Source organism: Deinococcus sp. Marseille-Q6407, assembly GCF_946848805.1.
Taxonomy (GTDB): domain Bacteria; phylum Deinococcota; class Deinococci; order Deinococcales; family Deinococcaceae; genus Deinococcus.
In genome coordinates, this window is the sequence record NZ_CAMPFU010000001.1 from 183,494 (window position 1) to 207,949 (window position 24,456).

The window sequence follows — 24,456 nt, forward strand, 5'->3', positions numbered from 1 at the left end:
CGGGAAAGAGAGCTCAGCGAGTAGGCGGCGCTTCCAGCAGATGAATCAAGACATCGCTGAAAGCTTTCAGGTGGGCTTCGGTGCGGCCCGGGAACTCGCGGTTCAGGAAAGCCAGGTTGTCCTTCGCGGTGTGCCAGATGCCGCCGTGCTTCACAGTCTGGGTGTAGCCGTCCTTATCGCCCAGGGACCAGTTGGTCGCCTCGAAATAGGCGTAGGGAATGCCTTTGGCGGCAAAGGGTGCATGGTCGCTCCAGTCGCCGGTGCTGCCGGCCGGGAACTCATCCGCTAGGCCGGGGCTGGTCTGCAGGTCGTAGCCCAGGCGCTGGCCGAGTTGCAAGGCGGCGTCACGCACGTACCCGTCTGCGCCCTCCGAGCCGTAAACATTCAGGAAATCGCCGGCGGCCAGGCTGTCGAGATTGACCACGAACAGCGTCTTGTGCAGCGCTTCAGGGCTCAGCTGCCCCACATAAAAGCTGGAGCCGTTGATGCCGTCGTTGCGAAAGCCGTTCTGGACGCCGTCACTGTAACCCTCCTCGGCGCCGACCGCCAGGAAGCGGACGGTGTAAGGCAGCTGCTGCCCATGCAGCGCCTGGGCCGCTTCCAGCAGAACGCCCACGCCTGAGGCATTGTCATCGGCACCGAGGCCGGCTGCCACGCTGTCCAGATGCGCCACCACGACGATTTCCTGTTCCGACTTGCCCGGCTGCACCGCCATCACGTTGGCGGATTTCACCTGCCGCGTCTCGCCGGCCTTGTTTTTCCGGGTGATTTCAAAAGGCTGTACTTGCGGCTGGTAGCCCATGTCCCGCAGCTGCGCGGCGATATAGGCGCGGGCCTGGTCCTCGGCGGCGGTGCCCTGCACCCGGGTGCCGATGGTGTCGTTGAGGTAGCGCAGGTGGCGCATGGCCTGCTCACCGCGTGGAGCGCCGGGCGCAGTGGCGGATGGCTGCTGGCAGCCGCTCAGCAGGGCCGCACTCAGCACACCGAGAGACAGAAGGGAAAGATGACGCATAGAGGGACTCCTTAGGGAAAACTGGGCAGGTGAGGGGCGACAAAAAAGACCGAAGCCAGAGCTGACTGCCCGAAATCAGACGTGCCAGCCGGCCAGGAAACGGAAAATATCGTTCGCCGCCATTTTACAGCAGTCTCTGGGGCCCCTGAAGCAGCGCCAGCGCCTTGTGGTCCAGCCGTGAGAGGGCCGCGTCCGCGACCCGGTCCAGCGGGCGGGGGGCCTGGGCCGCGTCCAGGCGGTACACCTCCACTTCCAGCCGGCGGTGGGTCATGCCGTGGCGCACCTCGCCCAGCAGCGCCGGCGCCGCGCTGCTCAGCTGCAGCCGGGCCTGTAGGCGGGCCAGCGCGGCACCGCCGGTCTCATCAGGGCGCACCTCTTCCAGCGGCAGTCCGTACAGGCCGCCCAGCAGCGTGCCCTGCCGCTGTTCCAGCAGGGCCTGTTCAGCGTCCCCCACCAGCAGGGCCACGGCGCGCACCGTGCGCGCCTCCGCCCGCCGCTTGGGGGCCGGGTAGGCAGTCGGCTCGCCGCTGGCATAAGCCGCGCACCACTCGCGCAGTGGACAGGCCGGGCAATCCGGGGCTTTGGGGGTGCAGACGGTGGCGCCCAGGTCCATCACCGCCTCATTCCAGGCGGCGGGACGGCCCGGGTCCAGCAGGGCGTCGGCCTGGGCCTGCACCCAGCGCTCCGTGGGCTGCCGCTCACCCCAGAGCCGGGCCAGCACCCGGCGCACGTTGCCGTCACTCACCGCGCGGGCCTCGCCGTAAGCCAGGCTGCTCACCGCCGCCCCCGTGTAAGGTCCCACCCCCGGCAGGGCCAGCCAGCCGTCGTAGGTGCTGGGAAAGCCCCCCTCGCGCGCCACCACACCGGCCGCCCGGTGCAGGTTACGGGCGCGGGCGTAATAGCCGCAGCCTTCCCAGGCTTTCAGTACGGCGTCCTGCGGGGCGGCGGCGAGTGCCTCAACTGTGGGAAAAGTCTCTAGAAAGCGTACATAGTACGGCCAGCCACGGACCACCTGGGTCTGTTGCAGCAGAATCTCGGCCACCCAGACCCGGTAGGGGTCGCGCCCGCCTTCAGGGCCCACCCGCCAGGGCAGGTCGCGCCCGGCGTGGTCGAACCAGTGCAGCAGCGCCGCGCGCAGGGGGGTCAGTTCGATTGATGCCGAACCAGTATCAGCAGCCGGCACTCAGGCGCCGCCGGCCGGCCGCAGGGCCGAGGTGCTGCGCACCTGCACGGTAAAGCGTGCCTGGGCTGCCCCACTGCGCGCGGTGATCTGAAGTTGCAGGGTGCTGAACTCGAAGGCCGAGTGCGGCAAGCCGTCGGCGCGGTACACCGCCTGGCTCATCTGCGCCATGTCTAGCACTTCCAGCGTCAGGCTGCTGCTGCCCGACTGCAGGGTCTGCCGCCAGGGCTGCGCGCGGCTCTGGGTCTGAAACAGGTGGTCGCCGCGCGAGTTCTGGCCCTGATACACCCGCTCACGGCGAATGTCCAGCGGGGGAAGCGCCGCGCCGCTAAGGGCCGGCAGCGCCCAATCGTTTAGTGCCGGAGCCGCATTCAGCACTGCGCTGAACAGCGGTAGCAGGGCCTGTTCGCTGGCGCCAGCTGTGCGCCCACCGGCACTCAGGGCCGCGCCGTAGGGCGCTTCGGCCAGCGGGCTGAGCTGTTCCAGTTCGGCGCTGCCGAGCAGCTGAGTGCGGGCGGCCATAGCGGGGTTAGTGCTACTCAGCTGCACCGGCCCGCGTACCCCGCCCGGCAGCAACAGCTGACTGAGCCGCAAGTCCGGTGCAGCGGGCGTATCTGTTCCTGCATCAGTGGGTCTTGCATCATCAGGTTTGCCGGCACCCGGTAGGCCACCGCTCCAGCGGGCACTCAGCTCGGTGCCGGCCGGCGTCTGGCTCAGCACAGACAGCTGCAACGTGCGGCTCTGCGATTGCCCCAGAGCGTCCAGAGCGCGAAATCCGGAACGCAATTCCTGCTCCAGCGCCGCGTTGCCGGCGTTGCCCAGCCCGCTGACTTCCAGACCCGACAGCTCATACACCGTCGAACTGAGCTGCGAGAGGGTGACGCTGGTACCGGCCGGTGCTTTGAGGCTGAAGGCGGCGTCACTGGCCGCCGCAGCGCCGGGGGCCGGTACAGCCCAGCGGGTCGCGCCCGCGCCCGGCAAAGTTAGGGGCAGCAGCGAGGATCCGGCCGGGGACGGGGCCCCCGTCTGAAAGGGCCGGGTCTGGCTGGGGCGGCTCTGGAACGCAGGACTCTGACCAGTTTGGTTTTGGCCAGTTTGGTTTTGGCCGGTTTGGTTCTGGTTGGCCTGATTCGGGGAGGCAGGAGCGGCGCTGGCAGGGGAGGGCCGGGATTCTGCAGCTTGCGCCGCTGCTGGAGCTCCTGAGAGGGCGGCCAGCAGAGGAAGAAGCAGGAGAGAAGAGCCCGGTCGCATGCCGGCAGCCTAGCGCCTGCGCGCAGGAGAAGGCTGAGGCGCACTGCCTTTTGGCCCCGGGCGCTCTCATCTGTGGGCCTTTTTGGCTGGCGGCTTTTGGCAAAGCAGCCACAAGAAAAAGCGGAGGCCCGGCTCACCGCCCGTCAGCCGCTGCCGCCTAGGCTGGGGGGCATGACTGAGGACCCCGCTGCCCCGACCGCTCCGGCGCCCCGTCAGGGCGTCGTTTTTTCACTTGAAGGCATGGATGAGCTGGCTTTCGTGCAGGTGCTGCATGACGTGACCAGCGCCGCCGCTTTTCGCCGGCCGCTGCAGATTCAGGTGCAGGAGCCCCGCGCCGGGCGGCCGGGGGCACTCACCCTGGTGTTCGGCCCGCAGGACCGCGCACTGGCGGCCGCCGCTGTGCAGCGCCTCAAGACCATTTTGCTGCGCCACGGCGTGCAGATAGACAGCATTCGCTTTCCCGGCGAGGACGGCTTTTCCGGGGGCCTGAGCGGACCTTAATCCCGTCGGGGGATACTTGAAAGAATAAAGCATGACTTGATATACTTGCACTCAAGTTTCCTGCACGGCCTAGGGCCCGGCGGCCGGTGCAGCTCCTCTTTTCTCTGACCGGGCTACCTCCTCAGCAGCCTGACGTTTCATCATCTCCAGCTTTTTCCGGCCCGTTTCTCGGCCGTCTTAAGACCCAAGCTTTCTTCCATCTCTCTTCTGCCTTTTACGGCACAAAGGAGTTTCTCAGTGGCTCAATCCGAATCTTCCCGCCTTCCCCGCTCTGTCCCGGTTTGCCCGGTGCGCGGCAGCGTGATCTACCCCGGCATGGTGCAGCACATTGACGCCAGCCGCGCCATTTCCATTGCCGCCATAGAGGCCGCGATGGCCGGCGAAAAATACATCCTGATCGTGTCGCAGACCGACAAGGACGTGGACGACCCCAAGGCCAAGGACCTCTACGACTTCGGCACCGTCTGCCAGATTCTGCGGGTCCGCAAGAACCCCGACGGCAGCCTGCAGTTGCTGGTGTCGGCCCAGGAGAGGGCCGCCGTCAAGAATTTCAGCTGGAACGACGAAGCCGGTCATTTCGTGGCTGCCCTGCGGGTGCCGCGCGTCACCAACGGCGACGCCAAGGAAGAGCAGGCCCTGCGCCGCGAGCTGCTGGGCAAGTTCGACGAGGTGGCCGGCGCCGGCCGCATCTCCAGCGAAGCGCAGCAGGTGGCGCACGCCAAGGATGAACTGGGCGAACTGGCCGATCACATCGCCTTCCACATGGATTTCAAGCTGGAAGACAAGCAGGCCCTGCTGGAACTGACCGACGTGCCGGCCCGCGCCCGGCGGGTGCTGGCGCTGCTGGACAACGAGCAGGAAGTTCAGGAAGTGCAGGCCCGCATTCGCGCTCAGGTCAAGGAAGAAATTGACAAGAACCAGCGCGAGTACTTTCTGCGCGAGCAGCTCAAGGCCATTCAGCGCGAGCTGCAGGGCGGCGGCGAGGACGGCGAAGAGCTGGACGAAGCCGAAGCTTTCCGCGCCAAGATCGAAGAACTGAACCTCAAAGAGGACGTGAAAAAGGAAATCGACCGGGAAATCGGCCGGCTGTCGCGGATGCACCCCGATGCTGCCGAGGCCGGTGTGATCCGCACCTATCTGACCTGGGTCACCGAGCTGCCCTGGAACAAGCGCAGCGAGGACAACCTCGACATTGAACGTGCCGCCCGCGTGCTGGACGAGGACCACTACGGTCTGGACAAGGTCAAGGACCGGGTGCTGGAATTCCTGGCGGTGCGTCAGCTGCGGAAGGCACGGGCTGAGCGCGGCGAAATCAGCGCCGAGGAAGTCAACAAAGGCCCGATTCTGGTGTTCACCGGTCCTCCCGGGGTGGGCAAAACCTCTATCGCGCAGAGCATCGCGCAGGCGCTGGGCCGTGAATACGTGCGCATCGCGCTGGGCGGCGCCCGTGACGAATCGGACATTCGTGGTCACCGCCGCACCTACGTCGGCTCCATGCCGGGCCGGATCATTCAGGGCCTGCGCTCGGCCGGCACCAAGAACCCGGTGATGCTGCTCGACGAAATCGACAAGCTGGGCACCAGCTACCAGGGCGACCCTTCTAGCGCCCTGCTGGAAGTGCTGGACCCCGCGCAGAACCAGCACTTTACCGACCACTACCTGGGCGTGCCGTTCGACCTGAGCGAAGTGATGTTTATCGCCACTGCCAACTACCCCGACCAGATTCCCGAAGCCCTGATGGACCGCATGGAAGTGATCGAGTTCTCCAGCTACATCGAGCAGGAAAAGCTGGAAATTGCCCGCCGCTACCTGGTACCCCGTCAGCTGGAACAGAATGGCCTGAAGAAAAACCAGATCACCATCACTGACCCGGCGCTGGAAAAGCTGATCAGCAACTACACCCGTGAAGCCGGGGTGCGGAATCTGGAACGCGAAATCGGCACCGTGGCCCGCAAGGTGGCTCGCCGCATCGCCCTGGACGAAATCAAGCGGGCCCGCGTGACCGACACCGAACTGGAACGCTACTTGGGCAAGCCCCGCCACACCCCCGAATCCGAAGCGACCGAGGACGTCATCGGCGTCAGCACCGGCATGTTTTACACCCCGGTGGGCGGCGACATCCTGTTCGTGGAAACCAGTGTGATGCCCGGTAAGGGTGGCCTGGTCCTGACCGGGCAGCTGGGCGATGTGATGAAGGAATCGGCCCGCGCCGCACTGACCTACGCCAAGACCCACGCCGAGCGCTTCCACATTGACAAGGCCCGGCTGGACGACTCCGAAATCCACATTCACGTGCCGGCCGGGGCTATTCCCAAGGAAGGCCCCAGCGCAGGCGGAGCGATTACCACCAGCCTGATCAGCGCCCTGACCGGGGTGCCGGCCCGCCGCGATACCGCCATGACCGGTGAAATCACCCTGACCGGCCGTTACCTGCCCATCGGCGGCCTCAAGGAAAAGGTGCTGGGTGCCCGCCGCGCCGGTATCAAGCACATCATCCTGCCGGCGGCCAACGAGCCCGACATCGCCGATATCCCTGCCCACCTGCGGGCCAGCATGGAGTTCCATCCCTGCAGCACGCTGGACGAGGTGCTGGACCACGCTCTGGTGGGCGGCCTGAAGGCGCTGGAAGGCGAACAGGTTTCCCCGGCGCCGGCCACTCCCAAGAAGTCCGGTAAGGGCAGCCGCAGCCGCAAAAGTGAAGCCAACGCGTAACCTGTAAAAGGAGGGGGGCGCGGGCCGGTCCCTGGCCCTGCGCCCCTCATTTTTTGTCCTGCCCCCAACCCGACCCGTAACCCCGAGGAGGAACCGACCATGTCCGATTCTGCTGCCACTCCGCCGCTGACTTTCCTGGTGGCCAGCCCGCACTTACGCGGCGGCTTTTTTGGTGACGCCCTGATTCTGCTGCTGGAACATACTGCCGAGGGTGCCGCCGGCCTGGTGGTCAACCAGCCGATGGAGACCCCGGTGCGTGAGCTGCTGCCCGACGCGCCGGACGCCAGCGGCACTGCGCTGCTGGGCGGCCCGGTGCAGCCCCAGGTGGGCTGGTGCCTCTACCAGCGGCCGGTGGGCGGCCTGGACGGTTCCGAGCTGCGGCTGGTGCCGGGCCTGCTGGCCACCACCCACGCCGGTACCTTCGAGCAGGTGCGGGCCAGCGGACAGCCCTACTGGCTGCTGCTGGGTTACGCCGGCTGGAGCGCCGGGCAGCTGGAACAGGAAACCCGTGAGGGTGCTTGGCTGTGGCTGGAAGAACCCACCCCCGACCTGATCTGGCAGACGCCGGCCGAGCAGCGCTGGCAGGCCGCGCTGGACCGGCTGGGTGTGGACCCCAGCACGGTGGCTTCGGGCGGGGCGCAGGCCTGAAGCCAGCCGGGCTTCTCAGGGTATCCGGCCAAAAAAACAAAGTAAGAGACCTGCTGCATGGGCCCTGCTACCCTGGGCCCATGCTTCAACGTCTCCAGTCCCTGCAGTCCGTCCTGCTCAGCATCATCGCGGCCGCCAGTGGTGCCCAGGCCATCAATGCTTTCCTGCCAGAGCCGGTAGTGCCGGTGTAGACCCCCACCTGGCAGTACATGCAGCTGGAGGTGCCGGCCCAGTTTGCTGCCGGCGTGCAAAAAGCGCTGGCCGAAGACCGCACCCTGAGCAGCGCCAACTTCAACAACCGCGCCAAGGCCTACCACTTTGATGATGCCAAGCTCAACGAGCTGGGCAAGCAGGGCTGGGAGCTGGTGGGTGTGCTGGGCAGCGATGAAACCGTGCCTTATAAGGCCTCCAGCAGCGCTCCGGGCGCGCCGGACGTCTGGCAGGTCAACGTGCGGCCGGCCAATGCCACGTTGCTGTTCAAGCGGCAGCTGGGCGAGTAAGGCGGGGGGAAGCGGCAGGTTCCTGGCGGGGTGGCACAATAACCGCATGAGCCTGCCCGACATCTTGACCCGTATCCGCTCTGCCGAGGCCCGTGCCGGCCGCCCGGCCCACAGCGCCCGGCTGGTGGCCGTGACCAAGGGGCACCTGCTGGAAGAAATCCGGCACAAGGTGCTGGCCCACGGCGAATTTCCGCTGGGCGAGAACCGGGGCCAGGAAGTCCGCGACAAGGTGCGCGAGTGGTCCGAAACGGCGGGCGGCGCCCCGCAGCCGCGCTGGCACTACATCGGCCCGCTGCAAAGCAACAAGGTGAAATACCTGGAACGGGTCGAGCTGATTCACACCATCGAGGATGTGACGCAGGCTGAAGTGGTGGCCGAGCACGCCCAGAAGTGGGGGCACGCGCCGGGCGTGCTGCTCCAGGTCCACAACGGCGAAGCCCAGAAGCATGGTATTGCTCCGGGCGAGCTGTCCAGCGTGCTGGCGGGGGTCCGGGCCACCGGGCTGGACGTGCGCGGCCTGATGGTGATGGCCCCCTATGACCAGCCGGCCGAGGCACGCCGCATCTTTCATGACACCGCCCAGCGGGCGCACGACCTGGGCCTCGGCGAGCTGAGCATGGGTATGAGCGGCGATTTTGAGATTGCGGTGGAAGAAGGTGCCACCCTGGTGCGGGTGGGCTCGGCTCTGTTCGAGTGAGCTAGAGAGGAGCCATGAGCAAAGGCTGCACGGCTCCTGCTGCTATTCCCGAAAGGGGCTTATTTGCCGCCCTCGACCCACTGCTGAGACGCGATGCTGATCTGGTTGCCGTCGGCAGACTTTTGCAGCAGGCCGCCCTTGAAGGGGCCGCCGGTGATGCGGTAGAGGGTGTTGGTGTCGTTGCTGGTTTCGGGCTTCAGTTCACCGAAAGCAGCGGGCTTCAGCTTGGGGCCGTCCATATACACCCGCCAGGCATCCTTCGAGCGAGCTTCCATGGTGGTCTTGGACGCCACTTCGGTGTTGCCGAAATCGTAGGTGGTCACGCCGCCCGACTCGGAGACCTTGTGCTTGTCGCGCGAGTTGACCAGGTCCTGGAGCTTGCCGGTGGCCTCGTTGCCGCCGCAGCTGGCCAGCAGCAGGGGCAAGGTCGCAGCCATCAAAAGGGAATTGAGTTTCATTGCTCCATGTTAGGCGGCGCAGGCCGAAGCGCGTATAGGCCTCTTTGACCGGTTCTTTAGTCTGGGATTATCGGTCATCTTTTGGCCTGATTGGGCCGCCTGGCAGTGGCGGGCGCGCCGTGGGCCTGGAACCGTCGCGGCTGACCGGTCCGGGCCCGACGGGCGCGGGCATTCAGGCTTTGGCCCAGGTCCACCAGCCGTCTGCCAGCGCTCCGGCTTCGGCCTGGCCCTGGGCTTCCTCGTGGCGGCCCAGCACCGTCAGGGCCAGCACGCCGGCAGGGCTGAAGGCGAGCGAGCGTTCCAGCGCTTTGGCGGCGGTGGCCTGAGCTTTGGGGCCTTCTTTGATCTGCTGCTGGGTCAGGGCAATCAGGGCCAGCACGTGGGGGTCGGCCGGATCGCGCAGAATTTCCGACAGCTTGAGGCCCTCGGCCAGCACGTTGAGCGCGGCAAACAGGCCGGTGCGGCTGCCGGATTCGAGGGCGCCGCGCAGTTCCAGCTCGCCCAGTAAGGCAATCACGGCAATCAGCACCGGAGCGTCGCCGGCTTCAAAGGCCGCCTCATGCGCCTGTGAAGCCAGTTCCAGCGCCTGCGCCGCATTCCCGGCCAGCAGCTGGGCGCGCGCCTGCATGGCCCGGCTGCGGTGGTCGTTGCCGGGCAGCAGGGCCAGCGCCGCTGCGGTGTCGCCTGAGCGCAGCAGGGCGGCGGCCTGAATCTGGGTTTCGCCGGCCTGCTGCGCCCAGTCGGCCGCCAGCGCGGGCAGGCCGGCCTGCAGCGCCAGCACGGCAGCCGGGGCCAGCTGTTCGGGGGTCAGGGCGCCGTCAGCGGCCCGCAGTTCGCGGCGCAGTTCTTCCCAGTGGCTGGTGCGGACCAGCTCCTGCAATTTTTCGAGGTAGATGGTGGCGTGGGCGGGGTCGCAGTGCTTCACGCTTTCCAGTCTAAGCGGCGCTCCGTGCCGGCCACCCACGCCCTTGACACCCCGCTGAACGCTTGGTAAAGTTATCTCCGCTTGCGAGTGTAGCTCAGCTGGTTAGAGCGCACGCCTGATAAGCGTGAGGTCCCCAGTTCAAGTCTGGGCATTCGCACCACAAAAGCTGAAAGAACCGCGTTCCTGTACAGGACGCGGTTTTTTCGTGGTCATGTCTCTGGAATTTGTGCGGATTTCAGAACTCATAATGGCCAGACGCAGCGCGGCGCCTGGCTTCTGACTGGAAGCGAGGACTCCGGAGACGCTTAAGGCGTAACTTCCTGCTCTAGAGGCTTTTCCAGGGGCGCGGCGGCCGGCTGGGCAGCAGCGGGAGCCTGCCCCTGCCCAGTGATGTGCTGGGTGATCTGCTCGGCGCTGCGCAGGTAGGCGACGAACATCAGAATGGCGATGGCCGCGACAGCGACGCCCAGCCAGGTGCCGGCGAAGAAGTCGTAAAAGCCGTGGATGGTGGCGGCCAGCCCCACACCCAGCAGCAGCAGGGCAGTCCGCCGCTGCGGGGCCAGCAGGCTCAAGCCCAGGTAGTACCCAGCAATCCCGCTGAAGACGCAGTGCAGAAAAGGCAGCGTGATCAGCCGCAGGAACTCCATGATCACGTAGTTCCCGTCTCCGGACAGGCCGTAAAACTGACTGTACAGGTTGGCGTCGGTATAGGCGATCGAGTAGACCACAGCTTCCGCGACGCCGAAGGCCAGCCCGCTCAGCCCGGCGTAAAAAGCCGCTTCCCTGGGTGTGTGAATCTCCTTGAGCTTCACGGCCAGCCACCAGATGGGCAGCAGCTTGACGCCTTCCTCGACGGCGCCCACGCCGGCCACAAAGCCCAGCAGCCTGGCTGGGCTGAAATCCCATTCGGTGGCGCTGTACAGCAGGCTGATAAAGGGCAGCTTTTGCAGGAACAGCACCAGCAGAACCCCCACGACAGCGGTAAAAACTGTAGGAATCAGAATATTCCGGCGCTTGATGCTGCCGGGCTGAACGATCAGCCACAGCACGTAGCTCCACAGCAGCGCAAAGTAACTGCCGATGGCCCAGGCTGCGTCATGAATCTGGGCATCATCGCCCCAGAACTGGCTCAGACCGAGCGGCAGCAGGGCAAAGAACAGCAGCGCCTGCACCCAGCGCAGCTTCCAGGGCCGGTCACCCAGCCAGCGCTGCACCGGAAACAGCACCTCGAAAGGCAGCGATTTGAAGTCGTCCAGCAGGTTCTGCAGCGGGCGCTCTGAGCGGGCAGTGGCAGGAGCAGCGGCCGCAGCCACCGGGGGGCTGGTCGACCGTCCAAGTGGCACGGTGGGCGCGGGGGGTGGGCCTTGTTCTGGAGTCTCCATGCGTCTGCTGGTGAAGTTAACACGCGCTTAAGGCGGCGGGAGGCAACTTTGAGCGGCGCCCCTTCGGCTCATTCTGGAAACTCAAATTTCAGCGTCTGAGACGGGTCCACTGCAAGGTCCAGCCCAGTTTCCTCTCAGGAAGCACCAGTCGCTTAAGACCAGTACCCCGGTGTCTGGGTGGCGGGCAGCAACGCCAGTTCATCCCCACCTGCCCGTGCGCGAAGGCCGGCCAGCTCGGCGGCGGTGCGCTTTTCTCCTAGCCAGCCATGCCAGTAGGCCCCCAGCACCTCCAGCACCAAGGCCAGCGCCACGGTGCTCTGCTGCGGGTCGGGCGGCGCATACAGCAGGTCCAGATCCTGAATCGGGCCACCGTCCGGGCCGCCCACCGGCTGCCAGTAGGCCAGGTCCACTGCGCGTAGGCCCAGAGCATGCAGTGCCTGCCGCCGCTGCTGCGCGTCGGTGCCGGTTCGCTGCTCGGCGGCGCGTTCTGCCGGGCTCTGGCGGGCCGCGTACACGCTGTCGGCAAACATCCCGGCCCGGCCGTGTGCTGCCGCGTCGGCCAGGCTGGCCCGGTGCAGCGCCCGGCCCACGCCCAGGCCCCGCGCCGGCGCCGCCACACCCATGAACGAATTGAACCCTGCGCCCGGCAGCAGGTGATAGAGGGTGCCGCCCAGCACCTCGCCGCCCGCGTTCTGTACCACCAGCAGCCGGTCCAGGCGGCCCGCACCCCGCCCGGCCACCAGCTCCGGGAACATCTGCGGCGGAATCAGGGTGTCGGGGGCGTAATAGCTGCTCTGCTGGACCTGCGCAAAGGCGTCCAGCGCCGGGTCGTTCGGGTCGGTGATGCGGCGGACGGTTATTTCAGGCGGGGGGGCATCAGGCAGAGAAGAAGAGATCATACCCGCAGGTTAGGGCCAGCCCGGCTGCCGGAAGGTGGCTGCCCTCCATCTGTTCATTAAGGATTGGGGCTTGATAATTCTGCTATTTACATAAATACTGGAGGCATGGAGAACCTGCTCAAGAAAGCCGGGGCCATGCTGCCCCACTTGGAACTGTTCAGCCATATGGCCTCGCTGCGCGGCTTGCTGCAGCTGGCGGCCCACATGGAAGAACGCGGTGACCGCGTGACCCTGATTTCCCCGGAAGCCATCACCCTGGTGGGCAACGACATGACCACCGACCCGGTCATTCACACCTCCAAGGGCGCCACTGTCACTGCCGAAGACGCCTACATGCTGATGCACACCCTCAAGGGCCACGAGGCCCCCGAGTATGCCGTGACCCGCGAGGAGCTCAAGGCGCTGAACGCCCGCGCCGTGGCCGACATCGAGGCCAGCCCCGCCCTGGCCGCCTTCGGGGAAACTCTGGCACGCCTGGGCCTGAGTGACGCGGGCAGCGCGGCCCCGGCCCGCCCTGAAGTGCCGGCCCGCACCGAGACTCGCGCCGAAGCGCAGCCGGCCGCTGAGGAAGCCGCCACCGCTGCTGCGGCTGAGCCGCGTCCCGAACGCTCCAGCCGTAGCCGCCGCGCCGAAGCGACCAGCGAACCGGCCGCCGAGGTGCCGGCGGCCAGCTGAGCGCGCGATTCAGGCACAGGAACCCAGGAGACAGAGGGCTATGGCTCTCTGTTTTTTTGTGCTTTCCGACGTTTGTGTGTTACTGCCGCCGCAGCAGTGCCAGGCCAGCGCCCAGCAGCAACGCGGCGAGCAGCAGACAGCCCACCAGCGCCCACAGCTGATTCGGGCCGCCGCCCATGCCTTCCAACCCCGGCAGAGCCAGCACCCACTCCCGCCGCGCCGGGTCCGATACCAGCCAGCCGAACAGCAGCGGCAAGGCCAGCGTGAGCAGCCCCAGGGTCAGCAGGGCGCTGGCCAGCACTGCTTGCAGGAGTGGTCCAGCCTTCAGAAGCGCACGCCGGCGCGCACCAGCGGAAACAAGCCGCCAGCCACGCCGACATCGCTGTAACGGGTCTGGGTGACGGCCGCCTGCACGCCCAGCTCACCGAACAGGCGGCCGCCGCCTACCGGCAGTTCGCTGCCCACAAACCCGCGGGCGCCGCCGAACAGGCCCTGGTCACTGGCCGCGTTGCCGCTGAGGCCACGCACGCCGGCAAAGACACCGGCGCCCCAGTAGTTCTGGGTGCCGGCGCGGCCCAGGCGGCTCAGCCGGTCGGCCGCCAGCTCGGCGCTGCCTCCTCCTGCGCTGTTCAGGCCAGCGTCCAGGCTCAGGCGCCAGGCCCCGGCGGCGCTGGGGGCATTTTGTACCTGCACTCCCGCGCCGCTGCCGCTGAGGTCGCTGTGGCCGTAGATGCCGAACGACTGGGCGCCGGCGGCCGGCAGCAGCAGGGCGGTCAGGGTCAGGGGCAAGGTCAGGGAACGCATGTCGGCAGTTTAGCAGTGCGGCTCGCCCGGGCAACAGCCGGCAGAGTCCGCGCCTACATCCCGGCGCCCCCACGCCTTATTCTGGGCAGATGACCGGCCCTGACCCTGATTCTGCTCCTGCGGCCAACGCGGCCGCTGCCGCCCCCCGCGTCGCTCCCAACTTCATCACCGAAATCATCGAGCGCGACCTGGCGAGCGGCAAATACCCGCAGGTCGTGACCCGCTTTCCGCCTGAGCCCAGCGGCTACGCCCACCTCGGGCACGTCTTCGCCTCTTTTCTGGATTTCCAGACGGCGCGGCAGTACGGTGGGCGCTACCACCTGCGGATGGACGACACCAACCCGGAACTCGCCACCCAGGAGTACGTGGACGCCATCGCCGACGACCTGCGCTGGCTGGGCTGGGACTGGGGAGACAATTTCTACTACGCTTCCGACAATTTCGAGCGTTATTACGAGTACGCCGAGCAGCTGATTCGCCAGGGCGACGCTTACGTGGACAGCGTGACGCCGCAGGAGATGGCCGCCCTGCGCGGCACGCCCGACCAGCCCGGCACGCCCAGCCCTTACCGGGACCGCAGCGTGGAGGAGAACCTGGACCTGTTCCGGCGGATGCGGGCCGGCGAGTTCGGCAACGGTGAACACCTGCTGCGCGCCAAAATCGACCTGGCCAGCCCTAACATGAAACTGCGTGATCCGGCGCTTTACCGCATTCTGCACGTGCCACATTACCGCGCCGGCGACTGGTGCATCTACCCGATGTACGACTTCCAGCACCCGCTGCAAGACGCCCTGGAAGGCGTGACCCATTCGATGTGCAGCCTGGAATTCGTGGACAACCGCGCCATCTACGACTGGCTGATGGAGAAACTGGGCTTTGACCCCCGCCCGCACCAGTACGAGTTCGGGCGCCGGGGGCTGGAATACACCATCACTTCCAAGCGCAAGCTGCGCCGCCTGATCGAGGAAGGCCGGGTCGGTGGCTGGGACGATCCCCGGATGCCCACCCTGCGCGCCCAGCGCCGGCTGGGTGTGACGCCCGAAGCGGTGCGTACTTTTGCCGCCAGCATTGGCGTGAACCGCACCAACCGCACGGTGGACCTGGCGGTGTACGAGAACGCGGTGCGCGGTGACCTGAACGCCCGCGCCCCCCGCGTGATGGCGGTGCTGGAGCCGCTCAAGGTGGAGCTGACCAACCTGGAAGAACCCCAGACCCTCAGCCTGCCTTACTGGCCGCACGACGTGGTGGCCCTCTCGCCCGACGGTCTGGTGAGCCTGCCGGACGGCCGCCGGGTGGCTCCCGAAGAGGCGGTGCGGGCAGTGCCGCTGACCCGCGAAATCTATATCGAAAAGAGCGACTTTGCGCTGGACCCGCCCAAGGGCTTCAAGCGGCTGACCCGGGGCGGCACGGTACGCCTGCGCGGCGCCGGTATCATCCGCGCCGACGAGGTAGAGCTGGATGAGCAGGGCCAGCCACAGCTGATTCGGGCCAGCCTGCAGCCGGATACGGCCAGCGCCGCCGGCGTGATTCACTGGGTCAGCGCCGGCCAGAGCGTGCCGGCCGAGTTCCGGCTGTATGACCGGCTGTTCCGGGTGCCCAACCCCGAAGGCGAGAACGTGGAGGACCCGGCTGCCGGCCCGGAAGCCCCCGACTTTGACCCCGAGGGCATGAGCCACGAGGGTGACCGCCCGGTGAGCGGCGACTTTACCCGCTTCTTGAACCCCGCCTCGCTGCGGGTGACCCACGGTTTCGTGGAACCCAGCCTGCTGGACAACCCGCAGGACACCCGCTACCAGTTCGAGCGGCAGGGCTACTTCTGGCGCGACCCGGTGGACAGCCGCGAGGAAGGGCTGGTGTTTGGCCGCATCATCACCCTCAAGGACACCTGGGGCAAGAAGACCCAGAGCGGTGGGGGCCAGAGCGGCGGGGCCCAGAGTAATGGAGGCCAGAGCGGTGGGTCCAAGAGTGCTCCGGCGCAGAAAAGTGTTGCCCGGCCCGCTGCTCCGGCCGTTTCCGCCGAGGCCAAGGCTCCCGACTTTACCCCCGAGGAACAGGCCGAGATGGACCGCCTGCGCGGCCAGGGCGTGGGCGCCGAAGACGCCATTGCGCTGGCCCGTGATCCGCAACTGGGCGCGGCTTTTGCACAGGCGGGTGCCGGAGCGCACGCGGCGCAGGTGGCGGCCTGGCTGGTCAATGACCTGGCCGGCGCCCTGCGCGGTGGCGCCTCCCGCCTGAACCCGGCAGACCTGCCCGCGCTGGCCGAACTGCTGGCCGGCGGCCGCATCAGCAGCCGGATTGCCCGCGACGTGCTGGACCGCGCTGTGCAGAGCGGTGAGGCTCCGGCCGAGATCGTGGCGCGCGAAGGCCTGCAGGTGGTGTCCGATACGGGCGAACTGCGGCGGGTGGTGGACGAGGTACTGGCCGCCCACCCCGCCGAGGCCGAAGCTTTCCGCGGCGGCAAAAAGGCGCTCCAGGGCTTTTTCATGGGCCAGATCATGCGGGCGACCGGCGGCCAGGCTGATGCCAAAGCGGTCAGCGCCCTGCTGAGGGACATCGCCGGCAGCTGAGCGGCGTGGAAGATGCAGGAACAGGCGGGGGCGGTCAGATGATGGGCTGCCCCCGCCTGTCATTCAGAAATAGCTTGAGCTCAGTACTGGCCCTGCATCAGCATGATCTTCAGCTCGTGGGGGCTGGTGGCGGCCAGCATGGCCTCGTCCTCGTCCATCAGGCCCTCGTGGACCAGCCGGGCCAAGTGCTGGTCGAAGGTGTGCATACCGCGCATCCCGCCCTCCAGCAGGGCATGCTTGATGTCTTCCTGCTTTTCGGGGTCCTTGATGCTTTCTTTGACAATCGGCGTGCCCAGCAGAATTTCCATGCCCAGCACCCGGCCGCCCCCCTTGCGGGGCAGCAGCCGCTGACTGACGATCGCCACCAGGCTTTCGCTGAGGCCCTGGCGAATCTGCTCGCGCTCGTGCGGCTGGAAAAAGTCGATGATGCGGTTGATAGAGCGCATGGCGTCCTGGGTGTGCAGGGTGCTGAACACCAGGTGCCCGGTCTGCGCAGCGCTCAGGGCCGCTTCCACCGTTTCCTTGTCGCGCATCTCGCCGATCAGGATGATGTCGGGGTCCTGGCGCATGGCGGCGCGCAGGCCGTTGGAAAAGCTCTGGGTGTCGGCGCCCAGCTCGCGCTGAATCATCATGGCTTTCTTGTCGCGGTGCAGCACCTCGATGGGGTCTTCCAGCGTCACGATGTTCACGGCGTCGCGGGCGTTGATGTGGTCCAGCAGGCTGGCCAGGGTGGTCGTCTTGCCCGAGCCGGTGGGGCCGGTCACCAGAATCAGGCCGCGCTCGTGCCGGGAGAGTTCCTCGAACACCTCCAGCGGCAAGCCCAGTTCCTCAAAGGTGGGAATCGGTTTATCCTCAATCACGCGCATGATCAGGCCCACGCTGCCGCGCTGAAAATAGGCGTTCACGCGGAAGCGGGCCACGCCCGGCAGCGAGTAGGCAAAGTCGTGATCGCGCTTTTCCACGAAGGTGCCCCACATCAGCTGGGTGGGCAGCATGACCTTGGCAAAGTCCTCGGTCATCTGCGGACTCAGCCGCTCCTCACCGAACCGCTGGATTTCGCCGTCAATGCGGGCGGCGGGGGCGCTGCCGGCCCGCAGGTGAATGTCCGAAGCGCCGCGGTGCACCATGTCGGTCAGCAGCCGGTCGAAGGTCTGTTTGGTGGTTTCGGGGGTGGCTGCAGCCGGCGCCGGCGTGGTGCCGGCCGGGTGCCCGGGGGCCGGCTGGGCAGGGAAAGTGGGTCCAGTCATGGGCCCCAGCTTAGGCGCCGGCGTCTTACAGCTTTACTGCGTGTGCTGGGCACCTTTTTTGTGCTTCCGGGCCAGCGCCGCAGTATGTCTGGGTCAGCAAAAACCCCCGCGCCCGGAGGTGGGCAGCAGGGGGAAAGGAGGGAGAAGCGGGGCAGCGTTCAGCCCGGCCCGGCCCGCGTATGTGCATCGTCCAGTGCTTGAGACTGGGCGGCGGCCTGAGCGTGTGACTGGGTCTGCGCCACAGCGCGTGTTTGTCCCTGGGCCGCTTCGGCACCGGCCCGGCGGCTGAAGTCCTGCGCGGCGCTGAATATGTCCCACTCGTCCGGCTGGCCGTGTTCCGGCTGCGAGAGGTGGGCCCGCAGCCCCCGCAGGTAGCTGGCCTGCGCGATCAGGTACGCGCTGAGCGGCGAGGTCAGGAACTGAAACAGCAGCACCGCCAGCAGCCGGGTAAAAGCGGTGGGGTCCACGAGATCTGCGGCCACCCCCAGGTAAATCCCGGCCGAGCCCAGCGTAACCAGCTTGGAGCTGGCGTGCAGGCGGCTGTACAGGTCGGGAAAGCGGATGACGCCCACGGCCGCCGCAAACACGAAGATGGACCCGAACAGCACCGGAATGTCGCGCCAGAGGTTGATGTCCCAGGCCTGGAGGTTCATTTCATCACCCGGCCCAGCAGCAGGTAGCGGGCCAGCGCCACCGTGCTGAGAAAGCCCAGCAGCGAGAGCAGCAGCGCGGCGTCCAGCATCACCAGCAGGTGGGTTTTGGCGGCGAACAGCACGAACAGCACCACCAGATTCACACTCAGGAAGTCGAAGGCCATGATGCGGTCACCCCAACTGGGGCCGCGCAGCACCCGGAAAGTGACCAAAATGGCCGAAAGGGTCACGATGACCAGGGAAAGGTTGATGATCATGAGCGCACCTCCTGGGCGCGTGGGCCGGCATGGGCCGCAGCCCGGCCCAGTGGGTCAATGATGTCCAGCAGATAGTCCTCAACCTTGGTCACCGAGGCGCGGGCGTCGCCGGGGTCAGGAATCCCGATGGCATGCGAGTACATCACGGTGCGCTCGGGGTTAAAGCCCATCGCTACCGTGCCGGGCATCAGGGTGATGGTGGCGGCCAGCATAGTCTGTGCCGCCTCGCCTTCCAGCCGCAGCGGCACCGCCACGATCAGGGGGGTCAGGTGCGGACGCGGCTGCAGCGCCATCAGGGCCACTTGAATGTTGGCCCAGGTCAGTTCCTTGATGAAAAACCAGGCGAAGCGGCTCACCGCCCGCACCCGCGCCACGTACAGCTCGGTGCCCAGCGCCCGGGGAAACAGCGTCAGAATCAAGAAGCCCACCAGAAAACCGGTCAGCCACTCGCGCATGCCCAGGTCACCCATCAGCAGGGCGTACACAAAAGCCACCAGTAGGTTCAGGGTCAGTCCTCTCACGGGTGCACCTCCGCTTGGCCGCTCTGACTGCCGTGTCCGGCAGCTTCCTCGTCATTCTGCGCTTTGACTGGCGCCGGGGGAATCACCACCGGCCGGTCCCCCAGCACGCCCTGAATGTAGTGCTGCGGAGTATGCAGCTCGCGGGCCATTTCGCTGGTCAGGCGGTTCATCGGCCCGGCCAGCAGGGTGGCGCCGCCCACGCTCAGCATAGCGAGGTACATCGGCGCCGCCTGATACAGCGGGGGCGGGGTCAGCGGCCGGTCACTGCGCTGCTTGCCCCAGAAAAAGGTGCGCCAGACGTTCAGCATGGCGTAGAGAATCACCAGCGAACTGGCCAGCGCGCTGAACACACCCAGGTAGGCCAGTGAGCCACCCCGGGCCAGCGCCGCTTGCACCAGCGCAAACTTGGCGATAAAGCCGCCGGTGGGCGGCAATCCGGCGATGGTCAGCGCCCCGAACAGGAAGATGGCGGCCATCAGGGGGCGGTGTTCCAGCATGCCGCGCACCGCGACGTAAGAGGTGCCGGTGTCGCGCTCGGCCACGCCGGCCAGCAGGAACATCGCGGTGGTGACCAGAATACTGATTGCCATGTAGTACATGGCCGCGCTCAGCCCCTCGGGTGTGCCAATGCCCAGGCCGAATGCCAGATACCCCACCGAGGACACCACCGAGAAGGCCAGCACCCGGCGCCACTCGCGCTGCGAGAGGATGCCCAGCGCGCCGTACAGCATGGTGACGGTGCCCAGACCCAGCAGGATGTTCTGAGCAATTTCAGGCTCAGCCACAAAGATGGTGCTGAAGGTGCGCGCCAGCGCGTAGACTCCCACTTTGGTCAGAATGGCGGCAAAAAAAGCGCCCACCGCCGGCGGCACCGCCGGATAGGTGCCCGGCAGCCAGAATCCCAGCGGAAAGAGCGCCGACTTGGCCGCGAACACCACCAGCAGCAGCACGCTCAGGGCGGTCACGGCCGGGGTGGGGCCCAGTTCGGCCGAGCGCTGCGCCAGGTGAGCCATGTTGAGGGTGCCTAGCTGCCCGTAAATCAGCCCGCAGGTGGCGACCAGCAGCGCCGAGGCACTCAGGTTCATCACGATGTAGCGAAAGCCTTCGCGCAGCTGCTCGCGGGTGCTGCCCAGCACGGTCAGGCCGTAACTGGCCACCAGCATTACCTCGAAGGCCACGAACAGGTTGAACAGGTCACCGGTCAGAAAGGAGATCTGCACGCCGGCAAACAGAAAGTGAAACAGCGAGAACAGCCCGTATTTCTCGCGTACCCGGTCGGGGTTGAAGGCGGCGTACAGCATGCTCATCAGGGCGCTCAGGCCGGTCATCAGGCTCATCCAGGCGCCCAGGCGGTCGGCCACCAGCACGATGCCGAACGGCGCCGGCCAGGCACCCATCGAGCTGCTCAGCACGGCGCCGCCGCTGGTCACGCTGACCAGAGAGGCGCTGGCGGCCAGCATCGCCAGGGTGCCCAGCACCGAGAGCACGGCCCTCAGGCTGCGGCGCATCGGAATCAGCAGCAGCAGCGCCGTGCCCAGCGCGGTGAGAATGGGCGCCGCCACCCAGGGATTTTCGGTGCCCGGCAAGGCCAGGGCCAGATCAGCTGGGTTCACTGTGGGCCTCCCTGCGGGGTGCTGGTGTCGTCCATATCATCTGCCTTTTCCTGTTCGGCTGGCCCAGTTCCAGCCGCTACGTTTTCAGTTGGTTCAGGGCTGGCCGCCGGCGGCACCTTCACGGCGCGGGGGCCGCGTGGGCTGAGCTGCGAGCGGGCGCTGAGGATAATCAGGTCGCTGGGCGAGGGGGCTTCTTCGTAGTGTTCGGTATCGGGAATATCGGGGCTGGGGTGTTCGGCGTCGGCGGGCGTGCCGTCGGGGTTGCCGGGGTCGTCGGCCAGGTTGTCCCCGAAAGCTGCCACGTCGTCGTGGCCCGCCACCTGATAGGCGCGGATTGCCACCGCCAGCAGCAGCGCGGTGGTGGCAAACCCGATCACGATGGCGGTCAGGATCAGGGCCTGCGGCACCGGGTCCACGTAAGGACCGTCCAGGCTCAGCAGGGGCGGCGAGCGGTCGGGGTGCAACCCGGCGGCCGTCAGAATCGCCAGGTTCACCCCATACGAGATAAACGACAGCCCAATCACCACCCGCACGATCACGCGCGACAGCAGCAGAAACACGCCCACGGCAATCAGGACGCCAATCACCAGGGCAAACAGAGGTTCCACTCAGCGGTCTCCTTCCACGACCTCTTTGGGGTCGATATCGATCAGTTCGCCGGCAATGGTCATGCCGCCGCCCACCACCAGCAGAAACACGCCCAGGTCGAATGCCATGGCCGAGGCCCACTCGAACTCGCCGGTCAGCCGGGTGTACAGGTAGCCGTAGCTGCTTTTGAGGAAAAAGCCGTGCAGCAGATAAGGCACCAGCCCGGTCATAAACGAGATGGCCAGCCCGGTGGGAATCAGGCGGGTAAAGTTGAAGTCCACGGCGCTGCGCCCGGTGGCGATGCGGTGCAGCAGCAGGGCGCAGACCATCATGGCTCCGCCCGCAAAGCCGCCGCCCGGCAGCTGGTGGCCGCGCCAGAACAGCAGCAGCGTGAACATGGCGATCAGCGCGAAAGTCGGCTGGGCCACCGTTTTCAGAATCGGGTCGTTGACCACTGAAGACGCCAGCGACTCGTAGCCGGTGGAGTGGATGCCGCCCTGCTCCTCGGGGTCGGGGTCGCTCAGCAGGGTGTCCCACACGTTTTCCTTGGGCGCCCGCGTGGTGGTGACGCTGCGCTCCTTACGCCGGCGCGACTTTTTGGCCTTGCCTGAAGGCTTCGGGCTCACTTCTGGCCTCCTTTGCGGGCGGGGCGGGTCTGTTTTTTCTGCTGCTGCCGTTTGCGGCTGGCGCGGCGCGACCGCAGGGTCTGCGGGGCGCTCAGGGTGCCGCTTTCAATCAGCTGCTCGCGGATGTGCTCGCGTTCCTGCCGGGTGGGAATCAGCGCCATGTTGGCGGTGGGGTCGGCGGTATCGTATTCGGTCTGGGCGTGCCCGGGCTTGCCCAGCCGCAGCAGCGCCAGCACTGTCAGGGCCACCATGCCCACCACCGTGATTTCGCCCATGGTATCGAAGCCACGGAAGTCCACCAGGGTCACGTTGACCACGTTTTTGCCGCCGCCGCCGGTATAGGCGTGCTGGAGGTAGTAGGGCGCGATAGATTCGGCCAGGCCAGGATGCACCGACATCAGATAAGCCATGATGCCCACCCCGGCGCTCAGGGCGATTACCAGGTCCATCACGTACTGCGCCCGGGTGCGCGCCAGCGCCCGGATGCCCGGCATGTAGCGGAATGCCAGCAGGAACAGAATCACCGTGACGGTCTCGATCACCATCTGGGTCAGGGCCAGGTCGGGCGCCCGGAAGGCCAGGAACGCCGCCGAGGAGCCGAAGCCGGTCAGGCCCATCAGCACCACCGAGGTCAGGCGGTTGCGCGAGAGGCTCACGCCGACGGCGCCGGCCAGCAGCAGCGTCACGATCAGCAGCAGGCCAAGCGACAGCTGGATTTCCAGGTGCAGCGGCGGCACCTGCCGCAGCAGCGCGTAGCCGCCCAGCGCGAACGCGGCGGTCAGGGTCCAGCGCAGCTGACTGGGCAGGGCCAGGCCCTGAGTGCGCAGAACCACGGCGGTCGCCACGATATCCACCCATTCCTTGAAGCCGTAATAGGCGGTGTTGGCGTTCCAGCTGGGCGTCAGGCGCTGCTGAATCCGGGCAAATTCGTCCCGGCGCCACCACACGAATGCGGCGATGGCCCAGGTAACCAGCGTGGCGACCAGAGCCGGGGTCACGCCGTGCCACAGTGACAGATGCGGGCGGTATCCGCTGAACTGCAGCATGGCGCTGACCTTGTCTACCAGCACTTCCACCGAGTGCGGCCACAGCCCGAACAGTACGGCGGCGGCCACCAGTACGGCGGCCGGGGCCAAGATGGCGTTGCTGGGGCGCTCGGGGCGTTCCTTGCCGGGGTGCTTCAGTTCACCGAACCACACGCTGATAAAGCGGATGCTGTAAGCGATGGTGAGCGCACTGCCCACCACCGCCACCAAGATGAACGGCAGGCCGTGATGAATCATCGCCTCGAAGAACAGTTCCTTGGAAATGAAACCTCCCAGCGGCGGCAGCCCGGCCATGCTCAGCGAAGCGACAATGGCCAGCACGAAAGTGATGGGAAACACCTGGCGCAAGCCGCCCAGCTGCGGAATCTCGCGGGTGCCGGTCTCGTGGTCCACGATGCCCACCACGAAAAACAGTGCCGCTTTGAAGGCCGCGTGGTTGAGCAGGTGTGCCGTGCCGGCAAAGCGGCCCTCGGCGTCGGCCAGCCCGTAGAGGCTCATCAGCAGGCCCAGCTGCGAGATGGTGGAAAAGGCCAGCAGCGCCTTGAGGTCGGTCTGGCGCATGGCGAGGTAGCTGCCCCAGGTCATGGTGGCCAGCCCCACCGGCACGATGATACCGGCCCACAGCGGATGCCCACCGAACAGCAACCCGAACTTGGCCACCAGAAACACGCCTGCCTTGACCATGGTGGCCGAGTGCAGGAAGGCCGAGACTGGGGTAGGTGCTTCCATGGCGGTGGGCAGCCACAGGTGAAACGGCAGCTGGGCCGACTTGGTAAAAGCGGCCAGTAAGGTCAGCAGCATGGCCGGAATAAACAGCGGCGAAGCCTGCAGCGCCGCCAGATTGATTTCCGAGAGGTTGTAGCTGCCCCCGGCGGTGCCAATGATCGCCACGGCGGCCAGCAGCGCCAGCCCGCCCAGCGCCGAGACCAGAAAAGCCTTGATGGCCCCGTCGCGGGCGGCGGCGCGGGCGTGCCACAGCCCGATGAGCAAGAACGATGTGATAGAGGTCATTTCCCAGAAGCCGAATAGCCCGATCAGGTTGTCGCTGAGCACCAGTCCCAGCATGGAGCCACCGAACAGGAGCAGGTAGGCATAAAAGCGGGCAAAGCGTTCATTGCTGGAAAGGTAACTGACCGAATACAGGGTGGCCAGCGTTCCGATGGTGCCGATCAGGACCGAGAACAGCAGCGAAAAGCCGTCACCCTGGAAGCCCAGTTCCAGCCCCAGCGAGGGCACCCAGGAGATGGCCTCGCGCAGCGGCGCGGCGCCGGGCATTCCGGCGAGCGGCAGCGCCAGCAGCAGCGCGGGCACGAAGCCCAGCGCGGCCAGATAGCCGGTGCGGCGGCCCAGCCGCAGCCCGGCCCAGGCCACCACGGCGGCCATCACGAAGGGAAAGAAAACGGCGAGAATCAAGGCCGGCCTCTTTCGCCGGGCCGGCGGGCGCAAGTGCCGGGGCGGGCCAAGTCAGCCGGCTGCGGCAGGGTGTGCGTGGCAGTTGTAAAAGTCATAGCCCTCCTGGAAGTGGTGAAAGTTCGGGAAAGCTGAGCGAAGAAGGCCGGCGCCGCTCTGGCCTGACTGGGCCTGTCGCTGGCGGGGCCTGCGGGGGCCGGACCGACCGGCCTCTGGGGCCTGAACATTGCTTTTGCTCTTTCCGATAGTAGAGCAGCCGGGCAGACCGCACCGTGCCGCGTTCT

Annotated in this window: 24 protein-coding genes and 1 tRNA gene; 8 read left to right on the top strand and 17 right to left on the bottom strand. The window is 66.7% G+C overall.

Annotated features, from left to right (window positions below; genetic code table 11):
* Positions 1–13 precede the first annotated feature (13 nt).
* From OCI36_RS00870 to OCI36_RS00880, 3 genes are all read right to left on the bottom strand, one after another.
* The gene (locus tag OCI36_RS00870) at positions 14–1,012 is read right to left on the bottom strand and encodes a M20/M25/M40 family metallo-hydrolase (protein WP_261663183.1); all 999 of its coding nucleotides are present in this window, start codon (positions 1,010–1,012) and stop codon (positions 14–16) included.
* Positions 1,013–1,136: 124 nt separating this feature from the next.
* Positions 1,137–2,195 (bottom strand): A/G-specific adenine glycosylase, encoded by a 1,059-nt coding sequence (gene mutY / locus OCI36_RS00875; protein ID WP_261663184.1) that lies wholly within the window; start codon positions 2,193–2,195, stop codon positions 1,137–1,139.
* Complete coding sequence (locus OCI36_RS00880) at positions 2,196–3,173, bottom strand: hypothetical protein (RefSeq protein WP_261663185.1); 978 nt, start codon at positions 3,171–3,173, stop codon at positions 2,196–2,198. It abuts the gene before it with no gap.
* A gap of 441 nt (positions 3,174–3,614) precedes the next feature.
* Here OCI36_RS00880 and OCI36_RS00885 point away from each other — a divergent pair, with 441 nt between their 5' ends.
* From OCI36_RS00885 to OCI36_RS00905, 5 genes are all read left to right on the top strand, one after another.
* Positions 3,615–3,944 carry a hypothetical protein gene (locus OCI36_RS00885; protein WP_261663186.1) on the top strand — a complete coding sequence of 110 codons (330 nt, stop codon included), beginning with the start codon at positions 3,615–3,617 and terminating at the stop codon, positions 3,942–3,944.
* 237 nt (positions 3,945–4,181) lie between these two features.
* Complete coding sequence (gene lon / locus OCI36_RS00890; protein ID WP_261663187.1) at positions 4,182–6,656, top strand: endopeptidase La; 2,475 nt, start codon at positions 4,182–4,184, stop codon at positions 6,654–6,656.
* 99 nt (positions 6,657–6,755) lie between these two features.
* A complete protein-coding gene (locus tag OCI36_RS00895; RefSeq protein ID WP_261663188.1) occupies positions 6,756–7,304 on the top strand; it encodes a YqgE/AlgH family protein in 549 nt (182 codons plus the stop codon).
* 209 nt (positions 7,305–7,513) lie between these two features.
* Complete coding sequence (locus OCI36_RS00900) at positions 7,514–7,804, top strand: hypothetical protein (RefSeq protein ID WP_261663189.1); 291 nt, start codon at positions 7,514–7,516, stop codon at positions 7,802–7,804.
* Positions 7,805–7,850: 46 nt separating this feature from the next.
* On the top strand, positions 7,851–8,501 hold the full coding sequence (locus OCI36_RS00905) for a YggS family pyridoxal phosphate-dependent enzyme (protein WP_261663190.1): 651 nt from the start codon (positions 7,851–7,853) through the stop codon (positions 8,499–8,501).
* 59 nt (positions 8,502–8,560) lie between these two features.
* Here the strand turns inward: OCI36_RS00905 and OCI36_RS00910 are convergent, their stop codons facing one another.
* Positions 8,561–8,959, bottom strand: a complete 399-nt coding sequence (locus tag OCI36_RS00910) for a hypothetical protein (protein WP_261663191.1) — start codon at positions 8,957–8,959, stop codon at positions 8,561–8,563.
* Positions 8,960–9,131: 172 nt separating this feature from the next.
* Positions 9,132–9,884: a hypothetical protein gene (locus OCI36_RS00915; RefSeq protein ID WP_261663192.1), complete on the bottom strand. Its 753-nt coding sequence runs from the start codon at positions 9,882–9,884 to the stop codon at positions 9,132–9,134.
* An 83-nt stretch (positions 9,885–9,967) separates the two neighbouring features.
* On the opposite strand from OCI36_RS00915, the gene OCI36_RS00920 reads away from it, so the two are divergent.
* Positions 9,968–10,044: transfer RNA gene (locus OCI36_RS00920), tRNA-Ile, on the top strand.
* A 145-nt stretch (positions 10,045–10,189) separates the two neighbouring features.
* On the opposite strand, the gene OCI36_RS00925 is transcribed toward OCI36_RS00920, so the two are convergent.
* Positions 10,190–11,266 (bottom strand): PrsW family intramembrane metalloprotease, encoded by a 1,077-nt coding sequence (locus tag OCI36_RS00925; RefSeq protein WP_261663193.1) that lies wholly within the window; start codon positions 11,264–11,266, stop codon positions 10,190–10,192.
* A gap of 152 nt (positions 11,267–11,418) precedes the next feature.
* Positions 11,419–12,165: a GNAT family N-acetyltransferase gene (locus tag OCI36_RS00930; protein ID WP_261663194.1), complete on the bottom strand. Its 747-nt coding sequence runs from the start codon at positions 12,163–12,165 to the stop codon at positions 11,419–11,421.
* 105 nt (positions 12,166–12,270) lie between these two features.
* On the opposite strand from OCI36_RS00930, the gene OCI36_RS00935 reads away from it, so the two are divergent.
* The gene (locus OCI36_RS00935) at positions 12,271–12,840 is read left to right on the top strand and encodes a multidrug DMT transporter (RefSeq protein ID WP_261663195.1); all 570 of its coding nucleotides are present in this window, start codon (positions 12,271–12,273) and stop codon (positions 12,838–12,840) included.
* Between the two features lie 79 nt (positions 12,841–12,919).
* Here OCI36_RS00935 and OCI36_RS00940 read toward each other — a convergent pair whose 3' ends face one another.
* Together OCI36_RS00940 and OCI36_RS00945 are read right to left on the bottom strand one after the other, a co-directional pair.
* Positions 12,920–13,141: a hypothetical protein gene (locus OCI36_RS00940; RefSeq protein WP_261663196.1), complete on the bottom strand. Its 222-nt coding sequence runs from the start codon at positions 13,139–13,141 to the stop codon at positions 12,920–12,922.
* Between the two features lie 23 nt (positions 13,142–13,164).
* Complete coding sequence (locus OCI36_RS00945; protein WP_261663197.1) at positions 13,165–13,644, bottom strand: hypothetical protein; 480 nt, start codon at positions 13,642–13,644, stop codon at positions 13,165–13,167.
* Positions 13,645–13,733: 89 nt separating this feature from the next.
* On the opposite strand from OCI36_RS00945, the gene OCI36_RS00950 reads away from it, so the two are divergent.
* Positions 13,734–16,211, top strand: a complete 2,478-nt coding sequence (locus OCI36_RS00950) for a glutamine--tRNA ligase/YqeY domain fusion protein (protein WP_261663198.1) — start codon at positions 13,734–13,736, stop codon at positions 16,209–16,211.
* Between the two features lie 80 nt (positions 16,212–16,291).
* On the opposite strand, the gene OCI36_RS00955 is transcribed toward OCI36_RS00950, so the two are convergent.
* The 8 genes from OCI36_RS00955 to mbhE form a co-directional block, all read right to left on the bottom strand.
* Positions 16,292–17,458, bottom strand: coding sequence for a PilT/PilU family type 4a pilus ATPase (locus OCI36_RS00955; protein ID WP_261663199.1), 1,167 nt, complete (start codon positions 17,456–17,458; stop codon positions 16,292–16,294).
* A 158-nt stretch (positions 17,459–17,616) separates the two neighbouring features.
* On the bottom strand, positions 17,617–18,111 hold the full coding sequence (mnhG, locus tag OCI36_RS00960; protein WP_261663200.1) for a monovalent cation/H(+) antiporter subunit G: 495 nt from the start codon (positions 18,109–18,111) through the stop codon (positions 17,617–17,619).
* Positions 18,108–18,368, bottom strand: a complete 261-nt coding sequence (locus tag OCI36_RS00965) for a monovalent cation/H+ antiporter complex subunit F (RefSeq protein ID WP_261663201.1) — start codon at positions 18,366–18,368, stop codon at positions 18,108–18,110. Before OCI36_RS00965 ends, mnhG begins: the two co-directional genes overlap by 4 nt.
* Entirely contained in the window at positions 18,365–18,889 is a 525-nt protein-coding gene (locus OCI36_RS00970) for a Na+/H+ antiporter subunit E (protein WP_261663202.1), read from the bottom strand. The genes OCI36_RS00965 and OCI36_RS00970 overlap by 4 nt, the downstream gene beginning before the upstream one ends.
* Positions 18,886–20,502, bottom strand: a complete 1,617-nt coding sequence (locus OCI36_RS00975) for a proton-conducting transporter membrane subunit (protein ID WP_261663203.1) — start codon at positions 20,500–20,502, stop codon at positions 18,886–18,888. Before OCI36_RS00975 ends, OCI36_RS00970 begins: the two co-directional genes overlap by 4 nt.
* Positions 20,499–21,110: a sodium:proton antiporter gene (locus tag OCI36_RS00980; RefSeq protein ID WP_261663204.1), complete on the bottom strand. Its 612-nt coding sequence runs from the start codon at positions 21,108–21,110 to the stop codon at positions 20,499–20,501. The genes OCI36_RS00975 and OCI36_RS00980 overlap by 4 nt, the downstream gene beginning before the upstream one ends.
* Positions 21,111–21,716, bottom strand: a complete 606-nt coding sequence (locus tag OCI36_RS00985; protein WP_261663205.1) for an MnhB domain-containing protein — start codon at positions 21,714–21,716, stop codon at positions 21,111–21,113.
* The gene (gene mbhE, locus OCI36_RS00990; RefSeq protein WP_261663206.1) at positions 21,713–24,175 is read right to left on the bottom strand and encodes a hydrogen gas-evolving membrane-bound hydrogenase subunit E; all 2,463 of its coding nucleotides are present in this window, start codon (positions 24,173–24,175) and stop codon (positions 21,713–21,715) included. The genes OCI36_RS00985 and mbhE overlap by 4 nt, the downstream gene beginning before the upstream one ends.
* Positions 24,176–24,456: the final 281 nt, after the last annotated feature.